Annotated in this window: 15 protein-coding genes; all 15 read right to left on the bottom strand. The window is 46.0% G+C overall.

Annotated features, from left to right (window positions below; genetic code table 11):
* Positions 1–58: 58 nt before the first annotated feature.
* A complete protein-coding gene (locus tag MN210_RS04905; RefSeq protein ID WP_338412662.1) occupies positions 59–1,276 on the bottom strand; it encodes an ABC transporter ATP-binding protein in 1,218 nt (405 codons plus the stop codon).
* Between the two features lie 136 nt (positions 1,277–1,412).
* Entirely contained in the window at positions 1,413–3,014 is a 1,602-nt protein-coding gene (locus MN210_RS04900) for an ABC transporter permease (protein WP_201545645.1), read from the bottom strand.
* A 122-nt stretch (positions 3,015–3,136) separates the two neighbouring features.
* Complete coding sequence (locus tag MN210_RS04895) at positions 3,137–4,255, bottom strand: extracellular solute-binding protein (protein WP_338412661.1); 1,119 nt, start codon at positions 4,253–4,255, stop codon at positions 3,137–3,139.
* 151 nt (positions 4,256–4,406) lie between these two features.
* Complete coding sequence (locus tag MN210_RS04890) at positions 4,407–5,699, bottom strand: type 2 periplasmic-binding domain-containing protein (RefSeq protein ID WP_338412660.1); 1,293 nt, start codon at positions 5,697–5,699, stop codon at positions 4,407–4,409.
* Between the two features lie 124 nt (positions 5,700–5,823).
* A complete protein-coding gene (locus MN210_RS04885) occupies positions 5,824–6,537 on the bottom strand; it encodes a 16S rRNA (uracil(1498)-N(3))-methyltransferase (RefSeq protein WP_338412659.1) in 714 nt (237 codons plus the stop codon).
* Positions 6,534–8,165 (bottom strand): 3-deoxy-D-manno-octulosonic acid transferase, encoded by a 1,632-nt coding sequence (locus MN210_RS04880; RefSeq protein WP_338412658.1) that lies wholly within the window; start codon positions 8,163–8,165, stop codon positions 6,534–6,536. Before MN210_RS04880 ends, MN210_RS04885 begins: the two co-directional genes overlap by 4 nt.
* Before the next feature lie 111 nt (positions 8,166–8,276).
* A complete protein-coding gene (locus MN210_RS04875; RefSeq protein WP_110816378.1) occupies positions 8,277–10,046 on the bottom strand; it encodes a cardiolipin synthase in 1,770 nt (589 codons plus the stop codon).
* Between the two features lie 91 nt (positions 10,047–10,137).
* Positions 10,138–11,247, bottom strand: a complete 1,110-nt coding sequence (locus MN210_RS04870) for a DNA topoisomerase IB (protein WP_241879378.1) — start codon at positions 11,245–11,247, stop codon at positions 10,138–10,140.
* 282 nt (positions 11,248–11,529) lie between these two features.
* A complete protein-coding gene (locus MN210_RS04865) occupies positions 11,530–12,306 on the bottom strand; it encodes an SDR family NAD(P)-dependent oxidoreductase (protein WP_011960136.1) in 777 nt (258 codons plus the stop codon).
* A 94-nt stretch (positions 12,307–12,400) separates the two neighbouring features.
* Positions 12,401–14,065: an AMP-binding protein gene (locus MN210_RS04860; RefSeq protein ID WP_338412657.1), complete on the bottom strand. Its 1,665-nt coding sequence runs from the start codon at positions 14,063–14,065 to the stop codon at positions 12,401–12,403.
* A 239-nt stretch (positions 14,066–14,304) separates the two neighbouring features.
* Complete coding sequence (gene ppnP / locus MN210_RS04855; protein WP_241879377.1) at positions 14,305–14,589, bottom strand: pyrimidine/purine nucleoside phosphorylase; 285 nt, start codon at positions 14,587–14,589, stop codon at positions 14,305–14,307.
* Between the two features lie 200 nt (positions 14,590–14,789).
* A complete protein-coding gene (locus MN210_RS04850; protein WP_338412656.1) occupies positions 14,790–16,655 on the bottom strand; it encodes an ABC transporter ATP-binding protein in 1,866 nt (621 codons plus the stop codon).
* Positions 16,656–16,811: 156 nt separating this feature from the next.
* A complete protein-coding gene (locus MN210_RS04845) occupies positions 16,812–17,312 on the bottom strand; it encodes an ASCH domain-containing protein (protein WP_338412655.1) in 501 nt (166 codons plus the stop codon).
* Between the two features lie 151 nt (positions 17,313–17,463).
* Positions 17,464–17,694 carry a hypothetical protein gene (locus MN210_RS04840; RefSeq protein WP_338412824.1) on the bottom strand — a complete coding sequence of 77 codons (231 nt, stop codon included), beginning with the start codon at positions 17,692–17,694 and terminating at the stop codon, positions 17,464–17,466.
* The gene (locus MN210_RS04835) at positions 17,657–17,782 is read right to left on the bottom strand and encodes a hypothetical protein (protein ID WP_338412654.1); all 126 of its coding nucleotides are present in this window, start codon (positions 17,780–17,782) and stop codon (positions 17,657–17,659) included. The genes MN210_RS04840 and MN210_RS04835 overlap by 38 nt, the downstream gene beginning before the upstream one ends.
* Positions 17,783–17,937 lie beyond the last annotated feature (155 nt).

Genomic DNA, 17,937 nt, shown 5'->3' with positions numbered 1-17,937 from the left:
TCTAGTTTGTGATTAACCAGTTTGTGATTAATGAATGAATGAATTAGTGTGTCAGCCATTAGATACGCTGCCACGTGGTCATGTCTTCTAAATTATCACCTTGGAACAATACCACATGCGCCATTAGCGGCCGAAACCCTATGTCTGCGCCCACGGGGTGATCATGGTGGCTTGAAACCAAAGACAGTACTTCCTCGCCATTATCCAAACGCAGACGATATAAGAAGTTGGCACCGCGAAACACCCGCTCTACCACCATGGCATGCTGAGGGCTATGATCATCATGTACTATGTCATCTGGGCGAATGAGCACTTTAATCTTGGTGCCATTAGGAAAGTCATACTCACACACCTCACCTTGGCTAAAATAAGTATCATAGTCAAAGCCTTTATGAGTGGCATGAATCGGCTCAGGATAGCGCTTAATATCCCCCAGGGCAGTCTTGATAACACCTTGTTCAATGACCCCATCAATCATGGCTCCCTCCCCGATAAACTCGGCGATAAATGGACTGCTGGGCTCATGATACAGCTCATCAGGGGTCGCCCACTGTGCAAGCTTACCGTTATGCATCACCCCAATTTTATCAGCAATAGCAAAGGCTTCATGCTGATCGTGGGTGACTAAGATGGCCGTGGTATGGGTGCGCTTTAGGATGTCTCGTACCTTGGCTGCTAATGACTCACGCAGCATCATATCTAGGTTTGAAAATGGCTCATCAAGTAATAACAGCTCAGGCTTAGGCGCCAAAGCGCGCGCTAAAGCAATGCGCTGCTGCTGACCACCTGAGAGCTGATTGATACGCTTGTTGGCGTGTTCAGTCAATTCCACCAACTCTAGCATCTCTTGTATACGTGCCGCCTTATCTGCCTTGCTCCAGCGGTGTAAACCAAAGCCAATATTTTCACTGACTGTCAGATGGCTAAACAGTGCATAGTCTTGAAACACCATGCCCATATCACGCTTAGCTGGCATAACCTGTACAGTAACCTTACCTTGATTAATATCAGTTAAGGTTTTGCCATTAAGCACCACCCTACCTTGATGCGGCTGCTCAAGACCAGCAATGGCACGCAAAGCCGTGGTCTTACCACAGCCACTAAATCCAAGCAAACAGCCGATGTCGCCTTGGTTCAAACGCATCGATAATGACTTTACCACCTCAGTATGACCAAAGCTGACACTGATATTATCAAGCACTAAATAATCTGCACTGTCCTTATGGCTCACATTTTCAAAAGAATGATTCACACTGCGATTGGGGCTGGTTTGCATAGTTATCCACCGTTTTGCTTAGGCTATTTATCTTAATAAGAAGGTTGTCACACTAACAAGTTACTACTAAGACAGCTAACTTATTGATATTTGAAGAAATCAAGGCTTAGAGTCACCCAAGCTTTATGCCGCACTGCTAGGTTTTATCCGATTGACGAATTAACAAAATAACCGGAATCAATCCCACCAAGACGATGGTTAAGCTTGGCAATGCGGCCCGTTCATACATCCCCTCAGAGGTCATCTCAAAAACCCGCACTGCCAAAGTATCCCAGCCTTGGCGGCGTGTCATCAGCGTAATTGGCATCTCTTTGGTAACCTCAACAAACACCATAATCAGCGCAGTAAATACCCCAGGACTAATCACTGGTAAATATACCTGGCGCCAGCGTTGCAAGCGGTTGGTGGTCAATAGCTGTGCCGCCTGCTCTTGACTTGGCGTTAAGCGATTCAACTGGCGGTCTATCGGCTGAAAGCCTACCGTCATAAACCGAGTGGCCAAAGCGCATAGCATGACAATCACACTGCCACTGACCACTTGAGTGGTGGTAATGTGCTGGGCAATTAATAAATTATCTATCCAAGCAATGGGAATAAACACCCCCACTGCCAGTACCGTGCCTGGGACGGCATAGCCCAAGTTGGCCAAGGATACCAACAGCTGATTGCTGCGGCTTGGGTATTGACGCAGCATCCAAGCTATCAATAGCGCAACTAACGCAATGGCGATGGCCGTAGCGCCTGCTATCACCAAGGTATTTTTGACAAAGCCCCAATAGCGCTCATCTAGATCTATGTGATAGTTTTTTATCACCCAGACGATAAGCTGAGTCATCGGCAAGCCAAAAGCCAAAATAAAGATAAGCAGGCTAAAGCCAAAGGCCCATAGATTACGCAGTCCGGTAAGCTCTTCACGCTGACGATGGCCAGCGCTGGGTAAATAGCTGCGTTTTTTTTGCCAATAGCGCTCGATTATCAAAATTAAAAACACAGTAATGATAAGCAAGGCGGCCAGCTGGGCAGCTGTGGTTAAGCTAAAGAAGCCAAACCAAGCTTTGTAAATGGCTGTAGTAAAGGTATCTAGATTAAATACTGAGACCGCACCAAAGTCTGCCAAAGTCTCCATCCACGTCAACAGCAAACCACCCACAATCCAAGGCATGGCCTGTGGTAGTGCCACTTTAAAAAAGGCCTGTCTGCGGGTAAGTCCCAGCATTTGTCCGGCCTCTAATGCACGCTGGCCTTGGGATAAAAAGGCTTGCCGCGCCAGCAGATACACGTAAGGATAAAATACCAGTGATAAGATAATTCCGGCGCCCCAGACACTACGAATTTGTGCCCCAAGTGCACCCGTTATATTCAGCTCTCTTAAAGTGGTCTGTAGCACGCCGCTATAATCAAAAAGCCCAACACTAACAAAGGCCAGCACATAAGCAGGAATAGCAAAGGGTAGCATTAAAGCCCAAACAAAAAACTTCTGTCCGGTAAAGCGATACATGCTGGTCAGCCACGCCAAATAAGTACCTAAACTACCCGCAATCAACGTGACAAGTAATAAGATTAAGGCGGTGTTTTTGAGTACTTGTGGCAGTACATAATCTGCCAAATGCTTCCAGATATCAGCCATGGGCTCAAGCCAAGAGCGCATAACAATAAAGACAGGTATCAACATAAATAGCGAAACCAATACTAAGATTGATTTCGCTATTAAGGACCCTTTAGAGATAGTTGCTTTCATAAAACCCTATTGCCAAGCCCTAGGACAAGCGGTGAACACTGCCCTTTGACTTTAGCACTGATTTTGGTTTTCTCTCTAGCGCAGTGTCACAATCTTGCTACTATTTTAATGTCAATAATAGGTTATTCGTATCCTGCACGATCCATTAATTGAACCGCTTCAGCTTGACGCTGGCCAAAGATGCTCACATTGATGTCGTCTTGCTTGAAGCTGCCCCATGAGCGCAACATGTCTGACTCATCAATCCCTTCTTTTACTGGGAATTCTTTATCACTGCTGGCGTATTTGCCTTGGGCGGTATCTGATGATAACCACTCAATCAGCTTACGAGCGCCCTCTACGTTATCAGAGGATTTGATAATACCTGCACCCGATACGTTCACATGTGTACCAGTTGCTTCAGCGCCTTCCCCTTGGTTGGCCCAAAATAGTTTTACAGGGAAGCTTGGGTTTTCATCCAAGATACGGCCATAGTAGTAGCTATTTGCAATACCAACTTCACATTGACCGGAGGCAATGGCTTCTAACAGCTTGGTATCATTACTAAACACAGGGGCGGCTAAGTTTGCTACCCAGCCTTTCACAATTTCTTCGGTCTTTTGAGCGCCTAAATGCTCAATCATGCTGGCGACTAAAGACTGGTTATATACTTTTTTGGAGGTGCGAAGGCACAATTTGCCTTTCCATTTTGGATCAGCAAGATCTGCATAAGTAGATAAGTCGCTTGGGTTTACTTTGGCTGGATCATAAAAAATAGTACGTGCACGCAGGGAGAGACCAGTCCATAAGTCATCTACTGAATGGTATTTTGCAGGGACATTGCTGTTCACAACTTCAGAGTTTAGAGGCTGTAGTAGGCCTTGCTGCGCAGCTTGCCATAAGTTACCGGCATCTACAGTCAATAGCATATCGGCGGGGGTATTGGTGCTTTCTGCTTGCAAACGCGCCATAAGTGGGCCGCTGTCATCAGTCACAAGCTCTACGGGAATACCCGTTTCTTTAGTAAACTCATCTAATAAAGGCTGGATAAGCTGCTCATTGCGTGAGGAGTAAATGGTTACAGTTTTGGCGTCAGCAGTGGGTGCCACTTCTGCGCTGTTTTCGGTTTCAGTAGTTTGAGTTTGATCTGCAGGCTTATTACATCCAGTTAATGCCAATGCACCAATCACAGCTGCACTCAGTAATGAGTATTTTGTTACTCCTGAATGTGCTACTGCTGTTACTTGTCTATCTGTACCCATTTTGGCCTCTTTAGAGAATTGATTTTTAGTTTGGTCTAAACTGTGTTTGTTACAATCCTGTAATTAAACACAGATTGGCATCTTAATACAAATAGTAACAATTATCAATAACTAACCAATCTCATTTAAAACCTTATCCCATTGAGCCGCTTTACTCTACATTTTGCATCACTATAGGCGGCGTAGTACCCCCTGCTGCCTCAGATTGGGCAGCCTGTGTACGCTGTAAGGCAGCCTGTTTAGAAGCCTGGGTTAAATCGTTTTGTACCGCTGCTTCGGCCTCGCTATTGTCTTTGGTGCTAGCAGCAGCGCCGGCTTTATCTTCAAGCACCGGCTCAGGCTCCATTTTAAGCGGCTCAATTTTGCTGTGATTGGCAATAATGTCCGGCAACGCCGTGAGGTCTGGTTCAAACTCAGTCCACTCAGGACGCAGCGCCTGCATATTTATACTGTCATCCTTGATATCCACCACAGGAAAGGCACTGGTATAAAAAGCCAATAACGCTTGCCCGCGGTCACTGACCAACCACTCCATAAATCTCAATGCCTGACCCACCTCTTCACCCTCATCAATCATACCGATACTAATGGTATTAGTCAGGGTGCCGCGGTTAATTTGATTGGCCCACATTAAGCGAATGGGTGTGTCGGGATGGGTTTTGGCATGGTGCCAGAACACATCGCTGTCGACAATACCCACATCACAGCGGCCTTGCTCTATATTTTTTAAGATGTCCTCATTACTGGCTGAGGGGCGGCCCATATTGGTTTGCCAATTGGCCAAAATCTCTGGGGTCAGCTTCGTGCCCCGATACGACATCATCATTTTAGCAATGGCTTGGTTTTCTGGGCTATAAATATCGGTCATGCACAAGCGGCCGTACCATTTTTTTGCGGCAAGTCCAGCGTAGTTAATGAGCTCAGGCTCGTTCACCTTATTGCGGTTATACACCAAGGTTCTTGCATATTTGGCCACCCCAAACCAATGGCCTTGGGGGTCTTTATATTGCGCCGGCACTCGGGTGGTGAGCTTCTCTGACCCCACCGGTTGCAGCACATGACTGGCATTGGCATCGGCTAAGCTATAAGCGCTGTGCATCATTAGCATATCCACCCCTTTGGGCAGCTGCACATCGAAGTGTAACGGCGGCTCTTCATCAAAATGTATGGTAAATACTTGCCGATCCACAGGCACCCACTCGATACTAATGCCCGTCTCTTGTTTATAAGCATCGCTCAGCGGCTTGAGCATGGCCATATCAAGATCGGTACCTACCTGAAAGCGCTCTTGGCTCATCAGTGGCTGCTCTTTTTTATCTTGAGCAGTATCTGTGTCTGAGCGGCTCGAGCACCCTACCAGCCCAGTTAGGCTGACCGCAGCTACCATCAGCGCCAAGGTTGCTTTGGCAAAAATAGGAAGGCTGGCACGAACAGGGTTTAACATGGCTAAGACCTATGATTTTTTGGACAGTGGGGTGAAGATTTAAAACAAGGTTAAAATACTTAACCTGTAATAGGCCTAGCAGCTTACCTGTTTATCTATCAAAAATATATGTGCGACAACGGCTTTAGAAGTAGCGGCCACATAACGCATTGACCGCTGCCTCGGTACGCAAGATGCGATCGCCTAAGTTTACGCTATGACAGCCATTATTGTGCAGCAGCTCAATTTCATATTCAATCCAGCCACCTTCTGCACCTATGCACAAAATTTGTGGCAAGCCATTGCGGTCACTCCAGTCGCTAAAGCTTGTCGCCGCATAAGGATGGGCCACCACTGCCTGCTGCGCTTGTGCCCAAAGGCTCAGCTCGTCTTCGACAAAGGGTTTAAAGCGTTTTTTTAGATAAATATTGGGTGGCACCGTGTCCATCCCTTGCTGCAGTCCCTCGTGAACAAACTCATCTAGGCGAGTTAACATCGGGCTTTGCCAGTAACTTTTATCGGTGCGATAGCTGTTTACCAGCACAATATCTCGCACACCAATAGCCGTCATATCCATAATCAGGCGGCGCAATACTTTGGGCCGAGGTAGCGCCAGTATGACAGTCAAATCCAGCTTAGCCGGCGGCGCAGTCGTTAACACCATATCAGTCAATATTATCTGATCAGAGCGCACCTCGTTAATGACAGCTGTCCCTATATTTCCGTGCTTTTGCCCCACCTTTAAGTGATCACCAACACCAAGCTGTAGCACTTGGTGTATGTGCTGAATTTGAGCCGGATCACAAAGTACGGTCTGAGCGCTAGATGGCTCCGCTTGATCTAATAAAATTAGGTTCATAGCTCGCCACTGTCCACATCGCTGCTATCGCTGCGGGTACGTACTTTAAAGTAATCAAGGTCCAGCGGCTCTTGTTTAGGATCTGGCTTAGCAGATAAGGCAATTTGCTTTTTAATCAATAAGCTCTCTATCATAGCTAGCTGCTTTTGCATGGCATCGTTTTTTTTGGCCACCAGCTGCGCGCCTAGTTGGCCGGCCCGCTGTGCTTGCTCAGGATAGGCTAGCCACTGAAGCACAGCTTGCAGCAGCGTCGATTGCGGCGCCGGTGTTTGCCCCCCATCGCTGCCTTTAGTCGCTGATTGTTTATTACTGCGCTTTTGGGCATGGCCTTCAGCGGCGTCTACCACCACTAGGGCGCCAGCTGCGCTTAACTCACTCACCAATTCATGACACGACTGGGTATAAGGCCCCATGATAATGGGCTTGGCCAGACTGGCCGCTTCAATCGGATTATGACCACCGATATTGACCAAAGAGCCACCAACCAAGGCCACATCAGACAGCTCATAACAGTCACCCAGCTCCCCCATGGTATCAGCCAAATACACTTGAGTATCGGCATCAATCAGTTGCTGCTCACTGCGCCTGCGGTAGTTAAGTCCAGTCTGTTCAATCAGCTCAGCCACGGCATCAAAGCGCTCAGGATGGCGCGGCACTAAGATAAGTAAAGCGTTCTCCATATGCGGCTGAGTCAATAGCTGCTTATGGGCATTAAGCACGGCAGTCTCCTCGCCATCATGCGTACTGCCGGCTACCCAAATCGGCCGCTGTAGAGCCTGAGTATTTGCGGCAAATTCACTGCGCAGTTGATCTAGCGGTTTTGGCTGCATGGAGCCGGTCGACCATTTTAAGGAGTTGGCACGGCGGATTTTAACAACATCAGTACCCAGATAACGAAAGCGCTTAGCGGAGTCGGCATCTTGGGCGATAATCATAGTTAAGTTGTGGACCATGCCCTTACTAACGGCAGCATGTTTGGCATAGTTGTCATAAGATTTTTGGGATAAGCGGGCATTGACTAAGACTGACGGTATATTAGATTGCTTAAGAACCGCTAAAATATTGGCCCACAGCTCAGTCTCAACGAACATGGCCAAATCTGGCTTGGCATTATCCACAAACTTTTGGATCACAGCCTTGTCATCTACTGGCACAAAAGTGTGCACCACTTGACCGGCAGCTATTGCTTCAGCAAACAAGGCCTCAGTGCGAGCAAATCCAGTCTGTGTGGTATTGGTAATCCATAGCCTTGCGCCTTGTTTGAGCATCTGCTTGAGCATAGGCGCAATGGTATTGGTCTCACCCAGTGACACGGCATGACACCAAATCAGAGTGTTATAAAAGGCCGAAGTGCGCTCACTGACCTCTGTGGCAGTGGCCAAACGCGGCGGCAGCGGGTAGCGGCGGCCATATCGAGCATCAATTTCACTTTTGTAATCAGCCACAGGCAAACCTGTCTTATTGGCTTTATTATGCCGACGCCACAGTGCTATCCTATACAGCGGCTTTAACAGCTTTATCACTAAAGTATAATACCAAGGCGGCGATAAGGCCTGGCCATTTTGGCCAGCAGTTGCGTTTAAGGCGGAGGGTGGTTCAGAGGAGGTTGTGGCATTTTTGTCTGGCATGATCGACCCAATATCACCTTATAAAAAGAAATAAAACCAATGGCGGAAAAAATAGGCGTTATTTTACCCCATTTAAAATGTTTAAAATAGCGATTGCTATCAATAATATATCTACAATAACGGGCTAAACAAACGTATGCCCGAATCAAATAAACGCTTATAAGTCGGCCGGCTCTCCCAGTGTGCCAGATCCAGCATCTCACACTGGGTCAAATACGCCTGCTGGCAGCGCACCACTTGTGCCACAATACTTGGGGTATAAAGCGCTAAGCTAATCTCCATATTCAGATAAAAGCTGCGCATGTCCATATTGACGGTGCCAAATAAGCAGTAGTCATCATCAATCACCACCGTCTTTGCATGCAACAAACCGCCATTAAATAAGGCAATATTAACCCCAGCCTCCATCAAAATAGAGTACGACGCTTGTGAGGCATGCTGCACAAAAAACGAGTCGACCTTTTTGGGTAAAATTAAAGTCACCTCCACGCCTCGTTTTGCCGCGGTAGTTAACGCCGCTAACAGCGCCTCATCAGGGACAAAATAGGGGGTGGTAATTTGAATGCGTCGATCTGCACGGTGAAACACAGTCAATAAGGTGTTATAAATCACATGCTCTGTAATGCGCGGCGCTGAAGGAATGAGCTGCGCCATGACATTATCTATTGCTGGCAAGTTGGCAATTTGCTGCATATAGCCTGCCAGCTTCTGCGGCAACCTCTCGTCTGCCCCCTCCTGTACTTTTTGATCAGAGGCCTTAAAGTCATGACCATATTCATCACTTAAGTTAAAAGAGGCGATTTGCCGCGATAGATAACCCGATGCCTTATCATTTATATCATTAATGGCCGGCTTGGGACGATACAGTTTGCGTGTATAAATATTAATATTGTTATCAATGCGCAAGCCAAGCTCTTTTAAATTAGTTAGGCTCTCAGCACCAATATCAGTCACATTCACTGCGGCCAAAGCGGTCACCACACTTACCGGTTTCTCACTTTCAATGCGCATAATTAAGTCAATCCACTGACCTACCGCCTTGTCTTGTTTAAAAAACTCAGGATCAACCAAGTTGAAGCTACCGGTATAGCCAATATCATCATCTATAACCACAATCTTGCGGTGATTGCGTAGGTCCGTACGTTTAAATAAGGTCTTAAATAACCCCACTGGCAGCGACTGATGGATGGTCACACCTGCTTGCGTTAGCCGCTTATGCCAGTCATCAGTAAAGAAGCTAAAACTGCCCACACTATCTGCTAATATCTGACACTCCACGCCTCTTTGTGCTGCGGCAATTAAAGCCTCAAAGACCTCTTGGACCCGGCCTTTGGGATAAATGATATAAAACTCCATCAAAATTAAGGTGGTGGCATGATTAATATCAGAAATTAGCGACTCAAACGTGGCCTGTGCTGAGGTCAGTAGCTGCATCTTGTGCTTATCATACACCCCAAATCCAGTATCAAAAGTACCAATACGACTGACTCCTTGATAGCGCTGCGGCAAAGTATCATCGACTTTGGCCAACTGAATCGCTTCACGTTTGGCGACAGCCTTTAGCATTTTTTGGGCTTGTGAGTTACGTGATTTATAGCTTTTTCCCAAATAGGGTTCACCCACCAAGACATAAGCAATAATACTCAAAAAAGGGATGGCAAATAACAATACCAACCACGCAATGGCAATCCCATTATTGCGCTGAGTAGATAAGATACGCACGATCATAAACACCGTTAGGGTGATATGAATAGCGACCCCAAGCCAAGCCCAGTCGCCCGCCGACACGGTCTGTAGCCACACAGATGCCGCCTCAAGCTCTTCGCTTAAAGCCGGATACGTGGAAGTCGATGTCGCAGGGACAAAAATAAAGCGAGTCATGGTCGAGTGTCTAAAAAATTAATGCCATTAAAAGAAGATGTACTGCGCTGATCTATAAACGCCTAACTATTCAAGATTAAAGTGAGATAGATTACTCGTTTGTGGTTAACAATGCCAACACTGCTTTTTCATCAAGCGATTGATATTTTTTGCTACGGCCACGCCGCCCCTGCTTATAAGCGTCCATAAAGCTGTCTTGTAAAAAGCGCTCAATAATTTTGGGATGAATATAAGAGGTGCGCGAGACACTTGGCGTATTGCCCAAATTACGCGCCACCTCTTTAACCATATCAACCACCAATTGTTGACGCAGCTTACTGTCAGGCTCACTTGCCAGCACCTCATCATCGGCATACTCATATAGATAAGCGGCCGCCAGCACCGTCGCCATCCAAGTGCGGAAGTCTTTAGCGCTATACTCATAACCAGTATGGGTACGCAGATACTCATTGATATCACCGCTCTCGACCACCTGCTTCTCACCAGCTTCATCGATATATTTAAAAATGCGATAGCCTGGTAAATCAGAACACGCCTGAACAATGTCAACTAAACGCTCATCTTGCAGCTCAATATGATGCGCTTTAGAGCTTTTTCCGACAAAGTCAAAAGCAAGCCCCTCCTCAGTCTCAGTGACATGACGGCTGCGCAAAGTGCTCAGACCATAGCTGTTGTTTTGCTTAGCATAGCGGTCATTGCCGATACGAATTAAGGTGGTTTCAAGTAGTTTTACTACCGCCGCCAATACGTTAGCACGGCTAAGCGCTGGCGCCGCAAGATCTTGCTCAACTTGTGCGCGCAGCTTAGGCAGCACGTCACCAAATCCCATTACCGCATCAAACTTGGCCATATCGCGTACCTGATTCCACTGCTCGTGATATAAATACTGTTTACGACCTTTCTCGTCACGGCCTGTACATTGCAGGTGCCCATCCTCATACTCACAAATCCACACCTCAGACCACATGGGCGGGATGGCCAAAGCATCAAAACGGCTGCGTAGTGATGGGTCTTTTACCGTATTGCCCAGCGCATCTTTATAAGTAAAGCCTTTGCCCCAGCGTTTGCGAGTGAAGCCAGGCTGCTCATCGCTCACATAACGAAGGCGGGCACGTGCTGCCAGTGCTTGATAATCATGGCGCAAATCTGTCTGTCCTATATTGGACGCAGCATTTGTGCTCGGTAAACGCGATGTGGTCATTAATGGCTCCTAACGGTTTATGGCTAATTATTAATCCCTAATTTCTTCTTATTGTAATGGTTAAATAGTCAAATCATTATTGATGAAATTTTTAGTCAGGGTATCGTTTATTCTAAATAGCTTACAGCCTCTAAAACAGTAGTGAGCCGCTATAAAACTGTTACTCAGTGTAAATAAAAAAAGCTGCACCCGTTAAGAATGCAGCTTAGCAACATGCTTTAATACTCAGCATAAGCACTAAGACATTAAAACTATAGAAGCTTGAAAGAAAATAAAGAAAAACTAGGTCATACGAATGGCACCATCAAGACGAATTACCTCACCATTAAGGTAGGCATTTTCAATAATATGAGCGACCAAATTGGCGTACTCAGCAGGCATGCCCAAACGTTTGGGATAAGGTACGCTTGCTTTAAGCTGCTCTTGCGCCTTTTCTGGTAAACCTGCCATCATGGGGGTTTCAAAAATACCTGGTGCAATGGTCATCACACGAATACCATGGCGAGTCAGCTCACGTGCCAAAGGCAGGGTCAAGCCCACTACCCCAGATTTTGAGGAGGCATAGCTGCCTTGTCCCACTTGGCCATCAAAGGCGGCGATAGATGCGGTATTGATAATAATACCTTGATCTTCATTGTTAGGACCGCCGCTGGCCGCCACACGTTTGGCAATACTTGCTGCCACTAAGCGCGCCACATTAAAGCTACCGATCAAATTGACCTGAACCCCTTTGTTAAACTGCTCAAGGTCAGCAGGGTTATTATCACGATCAAGCAGCTTTTGAACGATAGCGATACCAGCACAGTTGATACTGCCAGCTAGCCCGCCAAACTCTTTTTCGGCAGTCTGTACGGCATGCTCCACATCTTCACTTTTTGTAATATCACAGGCCACAAAGCGCACACTGTCACCAAGCTCGCTAACCAGTGCCTCACCGGCTTGTGCATTTAGATCTGCAACAACCACTTTGGCACCGCGTTGGACCAATTCACGTGTGGTGGCCGCACCCAATCCTGAAGCGCCGCCGGTTACGATAAAAGCTTGTGATGCAATCTTCATTTAAAATCCTTTTTTATGGTTAAATTATGAGTTATTACTCGAACAAACAGTCAAACAACTTTAGCATTTATTTAAACAGGTTTAGTCATATTTATCAATTTGATTGACGCAATAAAAAACGCTGTATTTTGCCACTGGGTGTTTTCGGCAATGCCGTCACAAACTCCACATAACGCGGATAAGCATGAGCTGACAGCCGCTTTTGTACCAAAGACTTTATTTGATTGACCAAATCTTCTGAGCCATCAATGCCCTCTTTTAACACCACATAAGATTTGATGACATGGCCACGCATCTCATCCGGAACCCCCACAGCAGCCGATTCTGCCACAGCTTCATGCTCCATCACACAGTTTTCCACATCGGTGGGCCCAATGCGGTAGCCTGCGGTAATGATAATATCATCATCACGACCGGCAAACCAGAACGTGCCATCTTGATGACGCTCAACCACATCACCAGTCAAATAATAGTCATCGAAAAAGGCCTGTTTTTCATTCCAGCTGTAGCCATTAAAATAAAAGGCTGGCGACTGACTAACCACTACTGCCAATTGCCCTTGCACCCCATCTTCTACCGGTTGCATATCGGCATCTAATACCACCAGTTTATGTCCTGGTAGTGGCATTCCCATGCTGCCTGTGGGCGCCTCATGCTGCAACGCATGATGCATGCAGCAGGTCATACCCGTCTCAGTCTGACCATATTGATCGCAGACCTTGCAGCCTAGGTTTTCGCTCACCCAGCCCACCACTTCGGTATTGAGTGTCTCACCTGCTGAATTGGCCACACGTAACGACAATTGGTCCGCCACACCTTCAAAGACCCCACTGGATTTCATCATTCTAAATGCAGTTGGCGAGGAAGCTATGTTGCTAATTTTATGTCGGACTAGGAAATCAAGGGTGTTCTGGGCATCAAAACCCATCTCATTAAAGTAAGTGGTAATGCCCATCAATAACGGACCAGTAATGGCATAATACAAGCCATAAGCCCAGCCAGGATCGGCCATGTTCCAGTAGTGATCTGTTTGTTGCAGGTCAATGGCATAGCGCATGTACAGATAAAAAGTTGGCAAAGCGGCCAAAGGCACACTAACACCTTTTGACTTGCCCACAGTACCTGAGGTAAACATTTGTAAAAATGGCGCATCGGGGGTCAGTAGTACCGGCTCACACACCTCAGAATACTGCTCGGCTTTGGCAAAGATATCATCGCTGTAACCACTAGCATCCGCGGCGGCTTGCGCTTCAATCAACACCATCGTAGGCAAGTTTTCAATCTCATCAAATTTTGAGCGGTTGTCCAAATTGGTAAATACCACCTTGGTGTCCGCTTTATCGAGTCGATAAGCGATAGACTCCACTCCAAAGGCGGTGAATAGAGGCTGATAAATTGCCCCGACACGCCAGGTGGCCAACACCACAATAAGCAGCTCTGGGGTGCGCGGTAGCATGGTCGCTACTCTATCACCAGCTTTGACGCCATAGGCTTTGAGCAAGTTGGCCACTTGGGCGCTTCTTTGATCTAGCTCATTGAAGCTAAGCTGAGTAATTTTTTGCTTAGTATCTTCATGTACCAAGGCCACTTTATCACCTAAGCCATTACGCACATGCCTGCCGCAGCATGCCAAATAAGCATTCAGCGCGTCCTCAGGATGATCTTGGAATATTTGTTTTAGTAGGTCTTGTTGGTCAAACTGCTGATAAAATTCAGCGTAACTGATAGAGTTCAGTGATGTGGTGGTAGTAAGTGACATGTCGCTATTCCTTTAGCATCTTCTAGCATGCCCTATATTGGGCGCTGGGGGATAAGAGTTAAGTTAACATCCTATTAACCTGTCTATTATTAACCGATTTACCTTTTTATTTCAATACAAAATGTATCATTAATACAAAGCAGTGAATATGCCTGATACATACCAAACAAAAAAGCAGCAAACTTAGGTCTGCTGCTTTGCTATTTTTATCTTTTTTTATCTTTAGTTACCGCGGCTTCTTATTTGCCATAAGTACACAGATAAGCGCTCTCAACCGCAACTTTTACCTGAAACTTCTGATTGGCATCAATGGTAAAGCTTTGACCGGCATCATAAGTCGCAAACTCATCTGAGCCTGGCAGCTTCACGGTTAATGCACCGCTGACGACTGTCATGGTTTCAAATTCGCTGGTACCAAACTCATACTCACCGATTTCCATTACACCCACAGTTGCTGGCTTGGTTGCGGTTTGGAAGGCAATTGAAGTAACTTTATTATCAAAATACTGGTTCACGCTTGGCATAGATTATCCTTAGATTTAAAAATTGAAGGGCAATGACACCAAAGTGTTATAGCAGGATTTACAGGGTCTTGGCAATACCCATCGATGATACACCCACTTAGATGGCACTTTAAGGTGCACATCTGAACGCTGGGTTAACCTGTCATACCAAGCTTGTGAGCGCTTTGCACTCATCACTTACTCGCCGTCAGTCAGCCTCTTTATTCATCGGTTAAAAAGCCGCCGGTTTGACGCTCCCACAAGCTGGCATAAACACCCTGTTTTGCAAGCAGCTCTTGGTGCGTGCCCTGCTCGATAATGCGCCCTTGATCCATCACTACCAGTCTATCCATCGATGCAATGGTCGACAATCTATGGGCAATGGCAATTACTGTTTTATTTTGCATCAGATTATCTAAGCTTTCTTGAATCGCCGCTTCGACCTCACTATCAAGTGCTGAGGTTGCCTCATCCAGAATTAAAATCGGTGCATCTTTTAATAGCACACGGGCAATGGCGATACGCTGACGCTGACCGCCTGAGAGCTTCACACCGCGCTCACCCACTTGCGCATCAAGCCCCGTATTGCCTTTTAAATCTACCAATGAATCAATAAACTCATCGGCATTGGCTTGCTTAATGGCACGCTCAAGCTCCTCTTCTGTGGCATCGGGCTTACCATAGATGATGTTTTCACGAACGGTGCGGTGCAATAGCGAGGTATCTTGCGTCACCATCGCAATGTGTTCGCGCAAGCTTTCTTGCGCCACTTTGCTGATATCCTGCCCGTCGATACAGATGCTACCGCCTTGCACATCATAAAACCGCAGCAGCAAATTCACCAAGGTTGACTTGCCCGCACCCGAGCGACCGACCAGACCAATACGCTCGCCTGGCTTGATGTGCAAATCCAAATCTTTGAATATACTTAATTCTTTATCGGCCTCACTGTCGCCATCATTAATGCCTGCTCTGTGATAGCTAAATCGGACGTTATTAAAATCAACTTGTGCGCCTTGTACCGCTAACGGCTGAGCATCTGCTTTATCAGTTAGGGTCAAGGGTTTGGTGAGCAAACTCATCCCATCACGCACTGTCCCTAAGCTTTCAAACAAGTCAGTCAGCTCAAACATCACCCAGCGTGACATACCCAGCAGGCGCAGCGCCATAGACACCGCAACCGCAATCGCACCAAGGCCAACTAAGTCATGCAGCCACAGATAGATACTCAGCGCACTGGTCGCAAAAATAAGGATATAGTTCAAAATGGTCATGGTTATCATCAAGGTTGATAACGTGCCCATTTGCTTATACACCGTCTGCAAATAGGTATCCATACTATCGCGCGCATATTCTGCTTCGCTGTCAGTATGGGCAAACAGCTTGACGGTATTAATATTGGTATAGGCATCCACAATACGGCCAGTCATGGTCGAGCGGGCATCAGACTGCGCTTGTGAGTACTGACGCACTTTAGGATTAAAATAAAATTGCAGCGCGGTATAAATACCCAGCCACACCAGCATCGGCACCAAAAACCAGGTATTTAGATTGGTTAATACGTATAGCATACTGCCGAAATAAACCAGTACGTAAACCATCACAGATACCGAAATCAAGGTCACTTCACGCACCGCCATACTGCTTTGCATCACCTTGGTCGCCGCCCGCCCTGCAAACTCATCTTGGAAGAATGACATGCCTTGATTGAGCAAGTAGCGGTGCGAGCGCCAGCGCACACTCATTGGCAAGTTACCATTTAAAGTGCGGCTTCTAAGCGAGGTGCGCAGATAGTTAATGAGTGGCATGGCTATGAGCAGCAAGGCTGAATAACCCAATAAGGTTGGCATCTCACTTTGCAAAAAGGTCGCTTTGTCATGCTCACTGAGCAAATCAACCAATTGCCCCATAAAGGCATAAATGGCAATTTCACTCATTGCCGACAGTGCCTCTAATACACCTAATGCAAGAAATACCCAGCCATACCCCTGATTATGATAACGAATAAAGCCCCACAAGGTATTTGGCGGGGTTTGATTATCAATTTTGGGAAATGGATTGACGAGTTTTTCGAAAAATAGGCTCATGAGGCTCCTTAGTGGCAGTATGAGATACTAACTGAGGAAGTTACTTATTAAATAACCTTTTAGATTATTAGGCAAATAATGCTGATTATTTAATGGGACTAAATTAGACTTTTTAAACTGTTAGCTACATTCAAATAACATTTACATAGATAGATATCATAAGGGATAGACCTTTTTAAACCGCTCTAACACCAAATCAGAATCTTGTGTAAAATGACTATCAACTGATTGTGCGTAGTCAGTAAAAAACGAGATATGCGCATCTCGCCACCAATCATAAGTACCATCTCCCTCCCCCTCAGCTTGAGCGAAATCCTCAGTAACGTCTTTAAACTTCTCAATCCTGATATCGGTCAATTGGGTGATACAAATGGGTCTGCCCTCCCAGTCTGTTACAATCGTTAGTGAACCAATGTTAGGCAAAGGTTCACTGTCATAGTCCCATCCATCTTTTAAGCTACAGGAAGCTGTTTTGATACCTAGCTCAACCAGTCTAGCGCACTCATTAGCATTAACCTCATCAGCACAGAAATGCTCAGCAGGAATATCATCTAAATTGGGAATATTTTTTCTTTCTTCACTGGTTAATGTTGATAAGTATTGATTTAAAAAATGTTGCTGAGGCTGCGTAAGTTTCGTCGGGTGATATTCATCCATTTTATTGTGTTGTCCTTATTGTGATTTAATTTAGAATACATATTATAAACAGTAACATCATCTACAGTCTGTGCAATAAACTACTATGTGATCAACACCCATCCTATATCCATAGAATGGGCTCCTTCTAAGACAGTTTAAACCAAACCCTTTATATTTCTGACAACCAATCCTTTTGACGCAGAATTTTCTTGGTCTCACGGCGCTTTTTCTTACGCACCGCTTCGATATTGTCTTTTTCATGCACGCCGCCTTTTTTAAGTAGCGGGTTAAACGCAGCATGATTACGTGGTTTGGTGGCGTCTTTTAGAGCGCTCAGGTTCGCCGCATTATTCAGGCTACCCTCACTCTTTTTGGTTTGACTCTCTAGCTGTTTCGCCAGCTTTAAGGTTTGTTTTAAGCTCATAGTTTTGTCCTAAATCTTCTAATTTTTTATTTGGTTGGTTGTTTTGTTTTTTAGTTGATGACATTTTTATTCTCCTTAATATGTTGAGCGACCTATTTTGCTTACTTTTTCTGACTAACTTTAAAAAAGCCTTCAACCCCTCCTAACTTCCTTTTTGTAATGGAAGAGGCTACTCCTTTTTATAGAGGCTTATTCGCTACTATTTTATTCTGCTACGAG

Source organism: Psychrobacter raelei (genome assembly GCF_022631235.3).
Taxonomy (GTDB): domain Bacteria; phylum Pseudomonadota; class Gammaproteobacteria; order Pseudomonadales; family Moraxellaceae; genus Psychrobacter; species Psychrobacter raelei.
The sequence above is the reverse complement of the archived record's forward strand: the minus strand, read 5'-3'. Positions and strand labels throughout refer to the sequence as shown.